Origin of the sequence: Streptomyces sp. NPDC127117, from assembly GCF_042677325.1 — a bacterium.
Taxonomy (GTDB): Bacteria; Actinomycetota; Actinomycetes; order Streptomycetales; family Streptomycetaceae; genus Streptomyces.
Window position 1 is genome coordinate 20,114 of sequence record NZ_JBHXTM010000016.1, and the last position, 16,999, is coordinate 37,112.

Consider the following 16,999-nt stretch of genomic DNA (forward strand, 5'->3'; position numbering starts at 1 on the left):
CCGCCGAACGGCACCTGAGCCGCCGCTGACCGGCCGCCCGCCGTCAGCACGGCGCGGCGCGCCCGCCCCGGGTGCGCCGCGCCGGTCCCCGACCCGTATGAACACCTGTCGAACCATGACGAAGGAAACCCGCATGACCGCCACCGAACAGACCGCACCCGTCCGGCAGGGCCAGCCGGCCGAGGAGCGCCACGCCGTCGAACTCGCCTTCCTCGCCGCCCAGGACCCCGGGCCGCGGCCGCCCGGCTGGGCGCTCACTCCTCGCGCGGTGGTCACGTTCGTCTGCGGCAGCGACGGCGTGGAGCTGGCCCTGCCCGGGCGTCGCGCCGGTCTGCCGTCCAAGCTGGTGATCGCCCCGAAGTTCGTCGGCGAACGCGCGCTGGTCGAACGCTGTGTGGTCACCCTCGCCGGAGAGCGCGGGCTGCTGCTCACCGGTGAGCCCGGCACGGCCAAGTCGATGCTGTCGGAGCTGCTCGCGGCCGCTGTCAGCGGGACCAGCGCCCTGACGGTGCAGGGCACGGCCGGCACCACCGAGGACGCGTTCCGCTACGGATGGAACTACGCCCTGCTGCTCGCCCAGGGCCCCACCCCGCAGGCCCTGGTGGACTCCCCGGTCCTCGCTGCCATGCGGGCCGGCCGGGTGGTGCGGGTCGAGGAGATTACCCGCTGTCTGCCCGAGGTCCAGGACGCCCTCGTCTCCATCCTGTCGGACCGGCGGATCACCGTACCCGAGCTGACCTCCACCGAGGACGCGGTCGTCCGCGCCGCCCCCGGCTTCACCGTCATCGCCACCGCCAACCTGCGCGACCGGGGCGTCTCCGAGATGTCGGCCGCGCTGAAGCGCCGTTTCAACTTCGAGACCGTCGACCCGATCGCCGACGCCGACGCCGAGGCGGTCCTGATACGCCGCCAGGCCGTCGCCGCCGTGCAGCGGGCGGGAGCGGCCTTCGCCGTCGATGACGCCGTCCTCGACGCCCTCGTCACCGTCTTCCGCGACCTGCGCTCCGGCCGCTCCGACGAGGGCTGGGACGTGGAGCGGCCGGGCACGGTCATGTCCACCGCCGAGGCCGTCCAGGTGGCGGCGTCGCTGGGGGTCGCGGCCGCCTACCTGCCCGCCGAGGACGTGCTCGATCTGCTGCCGGGACATCTGCTCGGTGTGGTCCGCAAGGACGACCCCGCCGACCACGCACGGCTGCTGGGCTACTGGGACGGCCCGGTGCGCCGCCGTGCCGAGAACGGCTCGGCGATGTGGCGCCGGCTCTGGGACCTGCGCGGGAGCCTGCGTTGACGACCGTCGATCCACGGACGGCCGTGGACGCACTGGCCGCGTCGCGGGCGCCGTACCTGCTGGGAGTGCGCCACCACAGTCCGGCGCTGGCCGCGGTGGTACCCGCCCTGTTGGAAGAGGCGCGGGCCGAGGTGGTCTGCGTCGAGCTGCCGACCGACTTCCAGCCCTGGCTGGAACACCTGGCGGACCCCGAAACCGTCGCCCCGGTCGCCCTGGCCGGAGCGGGCGAGGGGGGACGGCTTTCGTTCTACCCGTTCGCGGACTTCTCACCGGAGCTCGCCGCGGTCCGCTGGGCCAGAAGCCGAGGGGTGGAGATCGTGTGCTGCGACCTTCCTCTCGGCGACCCGCGTTGGTCGGCGGGGGCACTCGGGCCGGTGAGCGAGCGGGACGGGAACGAGGCCGTACGTCCGGAGGCCGATGCGCCCCCGGGGGCCACGGGTGTGCTCGACGCCGGTCCCGAAGCCGGTCCCGCCGGTCCCGAGGCCGGTCCCGCCGGTCCCGAAGCCGGTCCCGCCGCCGGCCCTGCCGGTTTCGACGCCGGTCCTGATGCCGGTCCTGCCGGTCCTGACCCTGCTCCCGGCGACGGGACGTCGCGGGTGCGGCGCTCGTACGCCGAGGCGCTCGCCGCCGCCGGGACCGGCCGGGACGGTGACGATTTGTGGGACCGCGCGGTGGAGGTGCTGGCTCCGGGGTGCGCCCCGGACGCGGTGCGCCGAGCCGCGCTGGGCGTGGGCTGGGCCCTGCGCGCCGACGCCGCCGTACCCGCCGCCGACCTGGCCCGGGAGGAACGGATGCGGCAGGTGATCGCCGCTGCCTCGGCGGACGGGCGCCGGGTGGCAGCCGTGATCGGCGCCTTCCACGCACCCGCGCTTCTCACATCCACGGACGCGGAGGCCGGGGCCGGGACGGCGGACGTCTCCGGCGCTATGGGGCGGGCGGCCGTCCCGTCCGAGGCCGCCCCGCGCGGTGCGGGGCCCCGCACGTGGGGGTCCGGTACGGACGCGGCAGGGGTTCGGGCGGCCGGCAGGGCCGGGGGAGAAGGCGCCGCAGCGACCGAGGGCTCGGCGGTGACCTCGCTCGTGCCGTACTCCTTCGACCTGCTCGACTCCCGGTCCGGCTACCCGGCTGGAATCCGCGACCCGTTGTGGCAGCAGGCGGTGCTCACCGCCGCCGGCGATCCGGAACGGATCCGGGAGGCGGCTGCCGACGCGGTGACCGGCCTGTGCCGTGAGATGCGCCGCAACGGTCACACCGCGGGGACCGGCGAAGGCGCCGAGACGCTGCGCCTGGCCTGCGACCTGGCCGCCCTGCGCGGACTGCCCGCTCCCGGACGCGGCGAACTCCTGGAGGCCGTCACCACTGTCCTCGGCCAGGGCGAACCCCTCGGCCGGGGCCGGGCGCTGGCCCGCGCGCTGGAGGCCGTGTTCGTCGGCACCGCACGCGGCCGGATCAGCCCGCACGCGCCCCGGTCCGGTCTCGGCCCCTCGGTCGAGGCCGAACTCGCGGAACTGCGGCTGCCCCGGCCGGACGACCCCGACCGCCGTGACCTGCGCCTAGACCCGCTCCGTTCACAGCTGGACGGCCGCCGCGAAGTGCTGCTCCAGCGGCTGCTGGTGATCGGTGCCTCGTACGGCGAACCCCTGGACGTGGCGGGCACGGGCGACGGCACCGCGCTCGGCACCAGGTGGCGCCTGACGTGGACGCCGTCCGTGCCCGCACGCCTCGACCTCGCGGGCGTGCGCGGGGTGACCGCGGCCCAGGCCGCCGCCGGTACGCTCGCCGCGACCGCGCGCCACGAGGCCGCCGAGGGCGGCCCCACCCCGGCCCAGATCCTCACCGGGCTGACCGCCGCCGCGCGCTGCGGCCTGCCCGAACTGGTCGACGCACGCCTGTACGAGGCATCCGTCGTGCTGCCCGACAGCGCCGACCTGCCCGAGCTCCTCCAGGCCCTGGACCTGTTGGAAGGACTGCGGCGCGGCCACTACCCCGACACGATGCAGGACGCCCGCACGACGGCCGGCGCCCTCACGGAGGAACTCCTCGACGCCGCGGTCCGGGCCCTGCCCGGCCTCGCCGGGAGCGACAGCGGAGCCGACGCCGGGGCGCTGGTGGCGCTGGCGGACCGGACGGCCGCCCGTCATCTGGGCCTGCGACTGGACCGGGTGCTCGCCGAGCTGGCGGCCGAGGGCTCCCCGCTCATCCAGGGCGCGGCCCTGGCCGTACGCGTGCTGCTCGACCTGGACGACGCGGCCGGGCTGGGCGAGCGTACGGCCGGCTGGATCGACGGGGCCACGGCTCCGGACACGCGCCGGGCGCTGGCGAAGCGTCTTGCCGGGCTGCTCACGGCCGCCGGTCCCCTGCTCCAAGCGTCGCCGGACGCGCTCGCCGTGCTCATGGACCGGATCGACACGCTGACCGACCAGGACTTCCTCGACCGGCTCCCGGCCCTGCGCGGCGGCTTCGACACGCTGGCCCCGGCCGCGCGCGACAGGCTGCTCACCACCGTGACGGAGCGGCTCGGCGACCGGCTCGACCTGTCACTCGACGCCCCGCCCGAGCTGCTCGCCCTGTGGGCGGCGGCCGACGCGGCCGGATCGGCGGCGCTGAAGGCCCTGGGCCTGCCGGGCGCGGACACCGACGCAGCAACGGACCCGGGCCCGGCCTCGGCCGGCGATCCCCGCCCCGTGCCCCCACCCGCAGCGGACAGCGCCGTCCAGGTCGGCACGGACCGACGGCTCGGCCGTGCCGACCGCTGGCGGCTGCTGCTCGGCCGCCACAAGGAACGGCTCACCGGCGACGCGCGCCGCTACGCCCACGCCCTGGACGAGCTCTACGGCCGCGGGCGCGGCGAAGGCGCCCAGGACCTGGACGGCGGCGCACCAGGTCAAGGCGGCGGCCAGGACCCGTCCTTCCCCACCGCGCGGGAGTGGGCGCAGGAACTGGAGGCCCTCTTCGGCACCGACGTACGCGAGGAGGTCCTCGCGGAGGCCGCCGACGCGGGTCGCACCGACGTGCTCGCGCAGCTCGATCCGGCGTCGGTACGCCCGTCGGTGGAGCTGCTCGGCTCGGTGCTGTCCCTGGCCGGAGGCATGCCCGAGGCCCAACTCGCCCGGCTGCGTCCACTGGTGAAGCGGCTCGTCGACGAGCTGTCCCGGGAGCTGGCCACCCGCCTGCGCCCGGCGCTCACCGGTCTGGCCACCCCACGCCCGACCCGACGGCCCGGCGGGCGCCTCGACCTCGCCCGTACCCTGCGGGCCAATCTCGCCCACACCCGGCGGACGGAGGACGGCCGAATCGTCGTCGTACCGGAGCGCCCGCTGTTCAGCACGCGGGCGAGCAAGGAGGCGGACTGGCGCCTGGTCCTCGTCGTCGATGTCTCCGGCTCGATGGAGGCGTCGGTGATCTGGTCGGCGCTGACGGCCGCGGTCCTCGGCGGGGTTCCCACCCTGTCCACGCACTTCTTGGCCTTCTCCACGCAGGTGATCGACCTGACCGACCGGGTCGAGGATCCGCTGTCGCTGCTGCTGGAGGTCCGCGTCGGCGGCGGTACGCACATCGCGGCCGGTCTCGCGCACGCGCGTTCGCTGATCACCGTGCCGAGCCGCACGCTGGTCGTCGTGGTCAGCGACTTCGAGGAGGGCGCACCGCTCGGCGGGCTGCTGGGCGAGGTGCGTGCCCTGGCGTCCTCCGGCGCCCACCTGCTGGGCTGCGCTGCGCTCGATGACACCGGCACGCCGCGCTACTCGGTGTCCGTGGCGCGCCAACTCGTCGCGGCCGGTATGCCGGTGGCCGCCCTCAGCCCGCTCGAACTCGCCCGCTGGGTGGGCGACCGCCTCCGTGGAGAACCCCGTTGAGCACCGAACTCCTGCCTCCCGTCGCCCCCGACGTCCTCGCCGACGCCGTGGAGCAGCTCAGCTCACGGCTGCGCAAGAAACTCGACGCGGCGATCTCTGGGTGCGCCGGCCAGGCATCCGCCACGGCCGACGGGACGGTCGAGGTCCACTTCGGCGAGGACGCCACGGTCACGCTGCGCCCGGGCCCGTCCGGCACGGTAACGAGCGCGGAACAGGCCGTGTGCACCTGCCTGTTGGCTCCGCGCTGCCTGCACCGGGCCGCGGCCCTGGGCGCGGCACCCATCGCCGACCGGGAGGACGACGCCGACGGGGAGGACGACGCGGGCGGGGGTGACGACCCGGGTACGGGGGAGGCCGCAGGCCCGGACACAACCTCCGACACGGGCGCGGGCCCCGAGAAGCCCGCATCCAACAACACCCCCACCGCCGACGTCGCGGCCACGGTGGTCTCGCCGGCCGCCCTCACCGCGGCGCAGGTCCTTGCCGCCACGGCGCTGTGGGACGCCGCCGCCGAAGCTCTGTCCGCCGGTGTCACGGCGGGCGGCGCCGTGGTGCAGGCCGAGCTGCTCCGCGCCGCCCACACCGCGCGGCTGGCCGGGCTGCCGCGGGCCGAAGCGGCCGCGCTGCGAGTCGTACGGAGTCTGAGGGCCGCGCGGGAGCGGAGCCAGGGACAGAGTCTCGCCGACCTCACCGGAGCCTTCCGTGAGCTGCTGGCCGGCACCGCCCTCCTCGCCTCCGGGTCGGCCGGCACGGAGGCGGCCGGCTCCGCGCGCCGGGTCTACGAACAGGGCGGCAGCCTGCGGGTGTACGGCCTGTGCCGGGAGCCGGTGCTGTCCGCGACGGGGTACGGCGGAGTGACCACGCACCTGGTCGGTCCGGACGGCGCCGGTTACACGGTGTCCGACGTGCGCCCCGGTGGCCTCGCCCGCGTGAAGGGTGCGGGGTCCGCGTCCGTGGCGCTCGGCGGTGCCGTCCTCGACCACGCCGGGCTGGCACGTGGAGGTCTGCGGATCGTCGGCGCGACCGTCTCGGCGGACGGGCGGCTCGGGGCAGGGCGGGGGGTCGGCGCGACGCCGATGCGCGGGGTGGACTGGTCCGAGGAACCCGCCGCCGCCCTCTTCAACCGACCGGTGCGGGAGGCGATGGCCGCTGTGCTCGCCGACGGCGGGCCCGGAGCGGGCGAGCCCGGCAGAACGGCTCCGAGTCTGCTGGGCTGCGACGTCGAGGTGATCGGTGCGGCCGGCGACGCTGTCGTCGTCCGCGTCGCCGGTGACGGACCGCTGCTGCGGATCCGCCCCGCACACCCCCACCCGGAGCTGCCGCACGCCGCCAACCTGCGCCGGATCGCCGAACACCCGGGGCTCGCCCTGCGTGTGCTCGGCCGTCCCGACCTGGACCGGGCGGCGACGCTCCGGCCGCTGGCGGTCGGGCCGGTGCCGGGAGCGTCCGCCACGCTGCGGCTGCCGGACGCGTGGATGGGCCGTGCCGACCTGGGCTACGACCGGCTCCAGGGCGAGCACTTCCCCCGCGGGACGGCGGGACCTGCGGACTGCGGGCCGGTCACCGCGGGCCCCGACCCGCTGGCGGAGGCACCGCTGTGGCGTGTCCGGCGTCTGCTGGAGACGGGCGTCGCGGGCGGTCGCCGTGCCGTGGCCGAGACGGGCCGCGGGACGGACGCGGCCTCGCTGTCCGCCCGCCTGACCCGGGCGGAACTCGGCGTAGCGGCCCACCTCGCACAGGCCCTGACAACGGAGGCGGGCCGCCGCCCCCGAGACGCCTTCGGCCGCCTGGCCGACCCCTCGGCCGACGCCTATGCGAGGGCCTGGCTCGCCTCGGCCGTGCACCTGGCGGCTGCGGAACGCTCGCTGGTGGCCGCGTCCTGGTCGTGACCCACCACTGAGCCCACCGGGCCGCCCGGGCCGCCCGGTGGGCTCAGGCGGTTCCGGGCCCCGGTCCTTCCGGCGGTCCGCACCACAGGGCGTGGCAGCCCGTCTGCGAACTCCTCCGTCGAGCCGCTCCCGAACCATCGGTCCCCGCTACCCGTGTTCGACGCCCTGGATGCGTCGAGGGCCGGTGGCACGGCACGGACCGGTTCGGTATCGGTGTCACCCATGGGGGCGACACCCTCTCTGCGACTGCGACTGCGACTGCGACTGCGACCGCGACCGCAACCGCGACCATGACCGCGGTCGTGGTCGCGGCCTCGCGGCGGCGGTGGCCGGTCAGGCAGGGCCGGCGTATCTCCGGGGGGCCCTATCCCCTCTCCTTCAGACCGTTCAGTACCAGGTCCGTCAAGCGCTCCGGGAGGTCCGGCTCGATCGGGCGGTGACCGAGCAGGGAGCGGGTCTGGAGCGGGGAGCAGAGCAGTTCCAGTGCCAGGGCCGCGTCCGTGTCCGCCGGGAGTTCTCCGCGTCCGACGGCCCGGCTGATGATGACGCCGGCCTGATCGAGTCGGGACTGCCAGAAGGCGTGCCAAGCCGCGGCGAGGGCGGGGTCCTCGGAGCTGAGCGAGGCCTCCCGGGCGACGGAGCGGCCGGTCGGGGTGGCCAGGTACTCGGCCAGCGCGCGGGCGAAGGCGGCCAGGTCGGTGCGGACGGCCCCGGTGTCGGGGACGGGGATGCCCTCGTCACTGCCGACCAGCATGGCGTCCAGCACGAGCTTCTCCCGACTGCCCCAACGCCGGTACACCGTGGTCTCGTTCACCCCGGCACGGGATGCGACCTCGGCGATGCTGAGCCGTGCGATGCCTTCCTCGGCCAGTACCTCCATGGTGGCTGCCAGCACGGCCTGGCGGACGCGCGCGGCGCGGCCGCCAGGGCGGCGGCGGACCGGCTCCGGTTCTTCCTCGGTCATATGTCGATCACCTCGACCACCACCTTAACGCAGGACGGCTTGCATTAAGTGCTGCCCGGGCGCATAGTCACTAACGCAAGAGTTCCGGCTTTTAAGTACGCAGGAGGCATCACCATGTCCTTCACCTGGCCCCTGGACCCTCAGGACCTGTTCGTCGAGCGCTACCCGCAGATGACCCTCGGACTTCCCGTCTACGAGGTGGACGCGGTCCGCGCCGCCATCACCGAGATGTGGCCCGACCGGCCCGGCAGCTGGGTGTACGAGTGGTCCGCCCTCGCCGCCCGGCACGCCGAGGCCGGGCGCCACCGCCTGGCCGCGCAGGCGTACGGCTGGGCCAAGTTCCCCTCACTGGCCGACGAACCGAAGCGCACCGCGCTCGCCCGCCAGGTCGAGCAGTACGCCCTCGCCGCCCCCGGTTTCCCGGTGGAGTTCGAGCGCCGCACGCTCACCGTCCCGTACCGCGGCGGCGAAACCACCCTGCCGATCCACCTGACAGCCGCCCCCGGCCTGCCCGCCGACGCGCCGGTCGTACTGGCCAGCGGCGGGGTGGACTCCTGGAAGACCGACCTGCACGGCATGTGGGAGCAGCTCGCGCTCGCGCTGCCGGCACGGCTGCTGCTGTTCGACATCGCCGGCACCGGCGAGACCGCCCACCTGCCGATGACCCCGGACGGCGGGGCCGAGGTGATTGCCGGACTGGTCTCCTTCGCCCGCACGATCGGCAACGGGAAGGTCGGCCACTTCGGCATCTCGATGGGCGGTTACTACTCCGCCCGGACCGGGCTGACCGGGGCGGTGGACGCCTCCGTCGTGCTCGGCGGCCCGGTGGAGCGCTCCTTCGCTCCGGGCCGCGGCTTCGCCTTCGGCATGGACGGCATCGTCGGCAACGCCCTCGGCTTCGACGCCATGCCGAGCAAGGCCGCGCGCGAGGAGGCCTTCGCGGCCTTCGACCTGCGCCCGCTGCTGGACCAGGACGCCAACGGGCCGATGCTGGTGGTCAACGGCACCGAGGACGTCCACGTACCACTGGACGACACCTTGGTGTTCGAGGGCCGCCGGGACACCCGGGTCGAACTGATCCCCGACACCGGCCACTGCGCCATCTCGCGCTTCGGCGAGGCGATGGCCGTGATCGCTCCCTGGCTGAAGGACACCCTGATCGGCTGATCCGACGGTCCTGTCGCAACACGAAGCCGCCAACCCACGAGCGCTGTGCGTGGCGTCTCCTCTCGGCGACGCCACGCACAGCGCTCGCGGGTCCGCACCGGCGCTCACGGGAGCGATGCGTTCCTCCGGGGCGCCATCCGGGTGGTCCCGGGAATCCGGTAGGGATTCCAGGGGGCCGCACGAGTCCCGAACCCGGCTTCCTGCTCGGTACGCAGGGCCGTGGCGGTTCGGGCCCTGGCGGCCCGGCCGGCGGCAGAAGCGCCGACGGCCCGGCCGGCGGGCAGGAGCGCACCCAGGCTCGCGATCGCATTGAGTGGCGTGGACTTGCCGCTGCCGGAAAGGCCCAGGATCGCGACGGCCTCGCCGGGCTGCACGACCAGCGACGCCCTGTGCAGAGCAGGCGGGCCGTGGTCGTACCGGCGGTTCACCTCGCGCAGTTGGCTCGCGGCATGGTCATGAAGGGCTCCTCGGGTACAGGTGACTCCGTTCTCCGGAGAGCAGAGGAATTACGCGAGCTCAGAGCTGGAGGGGAGCATCAGCGCCGAGTGCGTGTGGACCGTGATGCGCACCGGCACGAAGGAGGTGGCGTCCACCGGCGAGTCCCCGGTGCCGGGATTGCGGGCATAGCGCGGATGGGCGCCTCCACTGATCTGCCAGCGTATGCGGTGGCCGACGGCGAAGCGATGGGCGGTGGAGCTCATCGGCACGGTGACCTGCGAGGGAACGTGTTCGGTCGTCCGAAGTCGGCCCAGTCCGTCGCAGATGTTGACGGAGCGGCCTTGTGGATCCACGTCGCACAGGCGGGTGAAGATGTCGGTGTGGCCTGTGTCCGTGGAGACGCTCAGCCGAGCGGAGACCGGGCCCAGAACGTCCAGGGGCTCGGTCAGTGGGGGACTGGTGAATGTCAGGACGTCGTCCCGGGCTTCCAGGGTGCCGTTGTCGCGTGGACCGGCGGTGCGGGAAAGCAATGGGCCGCCGATGGACGGGGTGGGGTCGGCCGGGTCGTAGCGGAATGACGTCAGGGGTGCGGAGTCCGTGGGGGGCTGCTGGGTGAGATGCTCGCCGGAAGTGGGGTACCACGAGGTGGCAGCCGCGGCCGACGGCCACTCGTCGAGGTCCCGCCAGGCGTTTTCGCCGCCGATGTGCACGCGCACCGTGGTCGGGCGCAGGCCGGACGGGTCGGCGCACAGGTGGGCACGCAGCCAGGCGAGGCTTTCGGCGAACACCTCCGGCCATCCGCGCTGCAGGGCAGAGGTGTGGGTCCAGGGGCCGACGAGCAGGGCGGTCTCGCATCCGGCCCGACGCAGCCGGTCGTACTGCTCGAAGGTCTGGTCGACCAGTGCGTCGTGCCATCCGGTGATCAGAGCTGTGGGCACCTGTAGCCGCTCCGCCGAAGCCGCCAACGACGCGCCGGCCCAGTAGGCGGCCTCGGCGTCCGGGTGTGTCATCACCTCGTCCAGCCAGGGCACTTCACACCCCAGGGCGGACTCGTACGCACCGCGCAGGGGCTGAGCTGTGGTGACGGCGCGCAGGCCGCGTTGCAGGCGCAGCGTCGCCTTCAGGAAGGGGCCCATGCCCTGGTGCTGGTAGGTCATGCCCGCGCCGACGGCGAGGGCGTTCTCCAGGCGCAGCGCACCATCCGCGTAGAACAGGGCGTAGGGATCGTGCAGGCCCACCTGCACCACCATGGCCTTCAGTTCCGGCGGCGGGTCCAGGGCAAGGGCCCATTGCACGTAGCCCAGGTAGCTGGGGCCCACCGTTCCCAGTGTTCCGTCGAACCAGGGCTGTTCGCGCAGCCAGGACATTGTGGCCTGTCCGTCGGCGGCCTCGTTGCGCCACAGATCGAACGCGCCCCCCGAACCGCCGGTGCCGCGGCAGCTCTGCAGGACCACGTGAAAGCCCTGTTCGGCGAAGAGCAGGCCGTACTGGGGAGACCACGGCAGGCCGCGGCCATAAGGGGAGCGGACCAGAAGGGTCGGGAAGTCGCCCTCCGCGCGCGGGAAGTAGTGGTCCGTGATCAACGGGTTTCCGTCGGCGGCCGGCACCACCAGCCCCGGTTCCCACCCGACCTCGTGCCGTTTCGCCGGCAGGCCTCGCCAGGTCGCCCTCATCATCCGCGAGGACAGCGGCGTTTTTCCGGCAGGTGGCACCCAGGCCGGTCCGGCCACGGAATCGGGCGTGCGTGGTGGCATCGTTCCCCTCCTCTATTCTCGTACAATGTACGAGAATAGAGGATGTCAGGATGGCCTTCGCAACCGCCGTCCTAGGAACAGGGGAAGGAGCGCGAGATCGTGCCCAGTGACGGAAGGCCCGGTGGCGCGGGCGCCGACCCCGGACAGCTCTGGCTGCGCACCACTGAACCCCGCAGGGGCCGCAGGCCCTCCTTCAGCCGGGAGGCGGTCACCGCGGCAGCCGTCACGCTGGCGGACGCCGAAGGCCTCGAAGCGGTCACCATGCGGCGGGTGGCCGCCCAGGTCGGAGCCGGCGTCATGTCGCTCTACAGCTATGCCCCCGACAAGGACACACTGCTGGAACTGATGGTCGACCACGTCAGTGGCGAACTGACGGTCACGGCCCCGCCCAGTGGTGACTGGCGCACCGATCTGAAGACCATCGCCCACCTGCAGCGCGCACACATGCTGCGCCACCCCTGGCTGCCCGCCGCCTTGTCCACCCGTCGCGTTCCGGGCCCCAACACGCTGGCCTTTCTGGAACATGCTCTCGCCGCCCTGCGGCCCACCGGGCTGGACGGTGCAGCGAAGCTGGAGGTCTTCGCCCAACTCACCGCATTCGTTGCCGGACACGTCGCTCACGAGATCACGCAGGCCGCAGCCTCACAATCCCCGGACCGGGTCGCAGCCGAGGCCCGCTACCTCGCCGCTGTCGCCGCCGACGGCCGACATCCGGAACTCGCCGAAGCCCTCTCCGCCCCCGGACACCCGCTCACCGCCGAAGCCACCTTCGCCCGCTTCCTGGGCCGCCTGGTTGACGGTCTCGACGCTGACTGATGCCACGCACCTGTGCGTGCGCTCCGTCCATGGCCCTGGCGGCGGAGGTCGTCCAGGACGCCCGAGCGCCGCTCGAAATGGTGAACCGCGCACAGGCGGCCGGCATCCGGAGGTGGCCGGGAGCCCGGTGGATTCCGGAGACACGGTCACGTCGTGGCGGGCGAGGGCGCGCCTTGGGGGTCTCCGTGCGGGAGCCGGTGGGTGAGGCGACCGTTGCGGGGTTGGGCGAGCTCCCGTCCGAGTCCGTCGAGACAGCGCTGGACTCTCCCACCGTGGGAGAGTCCACGATGATGGTGTGCAAGACGAACTTCTCACCATCGGGCGCTTCGCCCGCCTGTGCCGCCTCAGCGTCAAGCAGCTACGGCACTACGACGAAACAGGACTGTTGGCCCCGGCCCGCGTGGACGCCGGCTCGGGCTACCGCTATTACGCACCCGAGCAGGCACATGATGCCCTGACCATCGCCCTGCTCCGCGAAATGGACCTTCCCTTGGCTGTGATCGCCCGGGCGCTGGCTGCCGAGCCTGCGCGCAGGGCACAGATCCTGCGCGCAGAGCGGGACCGGCTGGCCGAGCGGATCAGCAGGGACCAGGCCCGGCTGGAGATGCTGGAGCGACTGGCGGGGGGCGGTCCGCCCGGCTATGAGGTGACGGTGAACAGAGAACCGGAGCGACGACTGGCAGTGGTGCGAGCGGTCTGCACCCCTGCGGGGATCGGAGGCGAGTTCGAGGAATGCGCAGGCCGACTGCTGCCCGCGCTCGGCAGGACGGGAATCGCGTGGGAGCCACCGCTGTGGGGGCTGTACCCGCTGGATCTGGAAGAGCGGATGGAGATCACCGTCGGAGCGCAGACCTCGCAGGGAGAAGGTGTGCCCGGCCTGGAATTTGAGGTGCTGCCCGGCGGACCCGTTGCCGAGACGATGCACATCGGGCCCTACACGCAACTGCCTCTGGCCTACCACGCGCTCTTCGCTGCCATCCACGAGCGCGGACTGCGCTCGCAAGCACCCGTACGCGAGGCGTATCTCGTCGGACCGGCAGAGGCACCACAAGAAGAACTGATGACCCGGCTGATCATTCCCGTACAGGAGAGCACGGCATGACTGCGGTAATGGACATCGATGCCCGCGGTACGCAGCACTGCGAGACGACGGCCCTGGGGGTGCTGCTGAGGCACCAAGGACTTGATCTGTCCGAGCCCATGCTGTTCGGCCTCGGCTCCGGTCTGTCCTTCATCTACTGGGACGGCAAGAACATGGCCTTCCCCTTCCTCGGGGGACGGGTCAAGCCTTTCGACCTCACCAGAAAACTGGCCACCGGACTCGGGCTGGAGCTCCTGGTCCAGGAGACCACCTCCCCGCGCAAGGCATGGGACAACGTGGTGGCTCCCATCGACGCCGGCCGCCCGGTCGGGCTGCAGCTCGACAGCCACTACCTGGACTACTTCGGTTCGGAGGTCCACTTCGGTGGCCACGTCGTAGCCATGTACGGCTACGACGACCACAACGCCTACCTGGTGGACACCGATCAGCAAGGCGGAGCGGTAACCACCAGCCTGGCCGGCCTCGCCCGGGCCAGGGCCGCGCGCGGCCCGATGACCGCCAAGCACCGCTCCTTCACCCTCACCGTACCGAGGAACCCGCCCTCCCCACAGAGCCGGATCATCCCCGCCATCACCGCCTGCGCCGACGCCTTCCTCAACCCGCCCATCGCCAACCTCGGCCACCGAGGCATTGAGAAGGCGGGCAAGCTGGTGGGTGGATGGTTCCAGCGCACCGATGCCCCGCAGCGAGATCTGCCACAAGCTGCCCTCATGATGGAGAAAGCCGGTACCGGCGGCGCCCTGTTCCGAAACCTCTACCGCGACTTCCTCGCCGAATGCACCGATCTGCTCGACAGCAGCCATCTGCGCACCGGCCACACGCTGTACACCGAGGCGGCCGGCCTGTGGACGCAAGCGGCAGCACTGATCGGGAAAGCCGGCGAATCGGGCAATGCGCAGTGCCTCGCCCAGGCCGGCTCGATCCTCGGCGATCTTTCACGTATGGAGCGAGAGGCCATGCAGGCGCTGAGCCGCCTGGGGAGTGAGTCCCCAAGGGCGATCCAGCCCTGACAGCCCTCAAGGTCGCCTTCCGAATGTCGAAAGGCGACGTTGATTGCTCGGCGGTGGGCAGGGGCGTGGTCATCGGGCATCCATTTCTGGAGCCATCGGTTACGGGACGCCGAGTTCGAAAAGGCCGTAGCCCGCGTACGAGCCGGAGGCCAGGGCCGCGATGCCGAGAAGCACGAGCTGGTGAGTCAGGCTGAGGCGGCGCAGGGCGATTGCGATCGGAAGAAAGAGCGGGAAGAGGGGGAGCAGATAGCGGGAGACGTTGCCGAATATCTGCTGGCTGCCGAGGACGAGGACAAGGGTCAGGACGGTGTAGACCACCAGGACGGCTGGGGGACGCAGCCGGATCAGCAGCGGAAGCAGCGCGATCGCGAGCAGGACGACACCGACACCGATCAGGTCCGCGAAGGGCCAGGCGGAGAGATAGTCGGAATGGCCCACCGGGACGGATGTGAGGACATCGAGAGTGTGTCGGCCGTAGTCCCACTCGTGGGCCCAGGCATCGGACTGAAGCCTGAAGTAGCCGCTGTAGTCCCCCATTCGGTGACCCACCCAGCCGAGATAGGCGAGGAGGCCGAGCGGAGCGACGGCCATCGCGGCCACCGGACGCAGGATGCCGTCCCGGCTGCGGTGGAGCGCGAGCAGGGCCGCGACGACGACGGCGGCGATCAGCGCCGCGGCGGTGGGCCGGTTGAGCCCGGCCATGCAGGTGAGGAGACCGGCGGTGAGCCAGCGGTGGCTCAGGACGGCATGGCAGGCCCAGACGGCCAGGGCCACGTAGAGGGAGTCGGAGTAGACCGCCCACTCCACGCCGGAACCGGGCCAGACGGCCCAGAGTCCGGCCGCGGCCAGCCCGGCCCGTCTGCCGCCGAGGCGCTCGGTGATGGCGTAGATGCCCAGGGCGGCGGTCAAGGAGGCGACGACGGAGACCAGCAGGCCGGCGCCGTACGGGCCGAGGCCGGTGAGTTCGGAGACCAGCCGCATCAGCGCCGGGTAGAGCGGGAAGAACGCCGCCGAGTTCCCTTCGAGGGTGATCGGGCCGGTGGCGCCGGGGATCGGGACCAGCCGAGGGTCGTACCCGTGCACGGCGATCTGCTGGTACCACCAGCCGTCCCAGCTGGCCAGGACGTCCCACGGGTGGGCGCCGCCGCCGAAGCGCGGGTGCTTCGTGCGGTAGTCCCCGGCGGAGTGCAGCAGCCACATGAAGGTGGCGAAGCCGATGAGCTTGAGCGTGCCGTAGATGGCCAGCACAGGGCCGTAGTGCTCGGCTGTGCGGCGCAGCCGGCTCCGGCGGTCGGGGCCCGTGGTGGCGGGCTGCTCGGACAGCCTCGCGTTCCAGCTCCGGGTGCCGGTCCCGGTCGTACGGACGGCGGTCTTGGTCATGCGCGGAACACCCACACTCGGAAGAGCAGGAACCGCAGCAGCATCGCGGCCAGGTTGGCGGCGAGGAGCACGGCGAGTTCGGCGGCCTGCCCGGCCGAGGGCACCGAGTGGTGCAGGGCGGCGAGCGATCCGCCGGTGATCGCCAGGCCGATCAGGAGAACGAACAGGCCCCTGCCCTGGTGGCGCAGCACACCGCCGCGGCCACGGAGGCCGAAGGTGAACCGCCTGTTCACGGCCGTGTTGGCGACGGCGCAGACCAGCAGCGCGAGTGCGTTGGCGGCCTGGGAGCCGGCCACCGGGCGCAGCCATGCGTAGAGGAGCAGATATACGAGGGTACTGACGGCTCCTACGGCGGCGAAGCACAGGAGTTGGGTGGCGAGCCCGCCCCGCGCGGCGGCGCCACCGTCGCGGAGCGACCCGCCCGGCGGCAGCGTGCCCCGTGCCAGTGCCCCACCGATCCTGGCGATGCCGCGCAGGTCGGCCAGTGCCGTGGCGAGGATGTCGACCCGGGTGTCGGGATCGTCCACCCAGTCGACCGGCACCTCATGGATACGTAGCCCGGCACGCTCGGCGATCACCAGCAGTTCGGTGTCGAAGAACCACTCCGAGTCCTGTATGAGGGGCAGCAGTTGTTCGGCCACATCACGCCGCACCGCCTTGAATCCGCACTGCGCGTCCGAGAAGCGCACGGCGAGGACGGAGCGCAGGAGGGCGTTGTAACAACGCGAGGTGATCTCTCGCTTGGGGCCGCGCACCACCCGGGAACCGGGAGCCAGACGGGTGCCGATGGCGATGTCGGAGTGGCCGGAGAGCAGCGGGGCCACGAGCGGCAGCAACGCGGTCAGTTCCGTGGACAGGTCCACGTCCATGTACGCGAGTACGGGGGCCGACGAGAGCGACCAGGCTGTACGCAGCGCCCGGCCGCGCCCCTTCTCGGCCAGCCGAAGCCACTGTGCTTCGGGCAGTTCGTCTGCCAGCCGAGCGGCGATCCGCGGGGTGCTGTCCGTACTGGCGTTGTCGGCGATGGTGATACGGAACGGGTAGGGGAAGGTCTCGCACAGGTGCGCGTGGAGCCGCCGCACGCTCGGCTCCAGATCTCTCTCCTCGTCGAACACGGGGATGACCACGTCCAGGACGGGCTCCGGATGGTGTGTCGCCACTGATGCGCGTTGCGGTAGCCGGCTCAGGTTCTTCAGGGCAACTGAACCTTGATTTATCACGTTTCATCCTCTTTATGACTTGGTACGAGGCAGGCCGAAGACACACGGGGCGACGGTGTGTTGCGGCGCTGCGGCGTTACGGGGTGACGGCGTTGCGGCGTTACGGGGTGAGGAGCG

General features: G+C 72.6%; 11 protein-coding genes and 1 pseudogene. 7 read left to right on the plus strand and 5 right to left on the minus strand.

Going from position 1 to position 16,999, the window contains the following annotated elements; translation table 11 throughout:
• Nucleotides 1–133: 133 nt before the first annotated feature.
• From ACFVH0_RS16230 to ACFVH0_RS16240, 3 genes are read left to right on the plus strand one after another with little or no spacing between them, the layout of a single operon-like run.
• Nucleotides 134–1,288, plus strand: a complete 1,155-nt coding sequence (locus ACFVH0_RS16230) for an AAA family ATPase (RefSeq protein ID WP_385820606.1) — start codon at nucleotides 134–136, stop codon at nucleotides 1,286–1,288.
• A complete protein-coding gene (locus ACFVH0_RS16235) occupies nucleotides 1,285–5,142 on the plus strand; it encodes a DUF5682 family protein (RefSeq protein WP_385820608.1) in 3,858 nt (1,285 codons plus the stop codon). The genes ACFVH0_RS16230 and ACFVH0_RS16235 overlap by 4 nt, the downstream gene beginning before the upstream one ends.
• Entirely contained in the window at nucleotides 5,139–7,031 is a 1,893-nt protein-coding gene (locus ACFVH0_RS16240; protein WP_385820611.1) for a hypothetical protein, read from the plus strand. The genes ACFVH0_RS16235 and ACFVH0_RS16240 overlap by 4 nt, the downstream gene beginning before the upstream one ends.
• Nucleotides 7,032–7,395: 364 nt before the next feature.
• On the opposite strand, the gene ACFVH0_RS16245 is transcribed toward ACFVH0_RS16240, so the two are convergent.
• Nucleotides 7,396–7,995, minus strand: coding sequence for a TetR/AcrR family transcriptional regulator (locus ACFVH0_RS16245; protein WP_385820613.1), 600 nt, complete (start codon nucleotides 7,993–7,995; stop codon nucleotides 7,396–7,398).
• A 114-nt stretch (nucleotides 7,996–8,109) separates the two neighbouring features.
• Between ACFVH0_RS16245 and ACFVH0_RS16250 the strand changes: the two genes are divergently transcribed.
• Nucleotides 8,110–9,162 (plus strand): alpha/beta hydrolase, encoded by a 1,053-nt coding sequence (locus ACFVH0_RS16250; RefSeq protein ID WP_385820615.1) that lies wholly within the window; start codon nucleotides 8,110–8,112, stop codon nucleotides 9,160–9,162.
• Between the two features lie 293 nt (nucleotides 9,163–9,455).
• Here ACFVH0_RS16250 and ACFVH0_RS16255 read toward each other — a convergent pair.
• Nucleotides 9,456–9,619, minus strand: a pseudogene (locus tag ACFVH0_RS16255) (ATP-binding cassette domain-containing protein); the annotation flags it as partial.
• Nucleotides 9,620–9,668: 49 nt separating this feature from the next.
• Nucleotides 9,669–11,273, minus strand: coding sequence for a CocE/NonD family hydrolase (locus tag ACFVH0_RS16260; RefSeq protein ID WP_385820848.1), 1,605 nt, complete (start codon nucleotides 11,271–11,273; stop codon nucleotides 9,669–9,671).
• A gap of 180 nt (nucleotides 11,274–11,453) precedes the next feature.
• On the opposite strand from ACFVH0_RS16260, the gene ACFVH0_RS16265 reads away from it, so the two are divergent.
• The 3 genes from ACFVH0_RS16265 to ACFVH0_RS16275 all read left to right on the plus strand — a co-directional run bounded on the left by ACFVH0_RS16265 (nucleotide 11,454) and on the right by ACFVH0_RS16275 (nucleotide 14,282).
• Complete coding sequence (locus ACFVH0_RS16265) at nucleotides 11,454–12,170, plus strand: TetR/AcrR family transcriptional regulator C-terminal domain-containing protein (RefSeq protein WP_385820617.1); 717 nt, start codon at nucleotides 11,454–11,456, stop codon at nucleotides 12,168–12,170.
• Between the two features lie 295 nt (nucleotides 12,171–12,465).
• On the plus strand, nucleotides 12,466–13,272 hold the full coding sequence (locus ACFVH0_RS16270) for a MerR family transcriptional regulator (protein WP_385820619.1): 807 nt from the start codon (nucleotides 12,466–12,468) through the stop codon (nucleotides 13,270–13,272).
• Entirely contained in the window at nucleotides 13,269–14,282 is a 1,014-nt protein-coding gene (locus tag ACFVH0_RS16275; protein ID WP_385820621.1) for a BtrH N-terminal domain-containing protein, read from the plus strand. The genes ACFVH0_RS16270 and ACFVH0_RS16275 overlap by 4 nt, the downstream gene beginning before the upstream one ends.
• 99 nt (nucleotides 14,283–14,381) lie before the next feature.
• Here ACFVH0_RS16275 and ACFVH0_RS16280 read toward each other — a convergent pair whose 3' ends face one another.
• Both ACFVH0_RS16280 and ACFVH0_RS16285 read right to left on the minus strand, forming a co-directional pair.
• A complete protein-coding gene (locus ACFVH0_RS16280) occupies nucleotides 14,382–15,662 on the minus strand; it encodes a glycosyltransferase family 39 protein (RefSeq protein ID WP_385820623.1) in 1,281 nt (426 codons plus the stop codon).
• The gene (locus tag ACFVH0_RS16285) at nucleotides 15,659–16,822 is read right to left on the minus strand and encodes a glycosyltransferase (RefSeq protein WP_385820625.1); all 1,164 of its coding nucleotides are present in this window, start codon (nucleotides 16,820–16,822) and stop codon (nucleotides 15,659–15,661) included. The genes ACFVH0_RS16280 and ACFVH0_RS16285 overlap by 4 nt, the downstream gene beginning before the upstream one ends.
• Nucleotides 16,823–16,999: the final 177 nt, after the last annotated feature.

Excerpts from the sequence above, each read along its gene's own strand:
- ACFVH0_RS16230 (WP_385820606.1), top strand. The coding sequence starts at position 134 with ATGACCGCCACCGAACAGACCGCACCCGTCCGGCAGGGCCAGCCGGCC.
- ACFVH0_RS16245 (WP_385820613.1), bottom strand. The coding sequence starts at position 7,995 with ATGACCGAGGAAGAACCGGAGCCGGTCCGCCGCCGCCCTGGCGGCCGC.
- ACFVH0_RS16250 (WP_385820615.1), top strand. The coding sequence starts at position 8,110 with ATGTCCTTCACCTGGCCCCTGGACCCTCAGGACCTGTTCGTCGAGCGC.
- ACFVH0_RS16260 (WP_385820848.1), bottom strand. The coding sequence starts at position 11,273 with ATGAGGGCGACCTGGCGAGGCCTGCCGGCGAAACGGCACGAGGTCGGG.
- ACFVH0_RS16275 (WP_385820621.1), top strand. The coding sequence starts at position 13,269 with ATGACTGCGGTAATGGACATCGATGCCCGCGGTACGCAGCACTGCGAG.
- ACFVH0_RS16280 (WP_385820623.1), bottom strand. The coding sequence starts at position 15,662 with ATGACCAAGACCGCCGTCCGTACGACCGGGACCGGCACCCGGAGCTGG.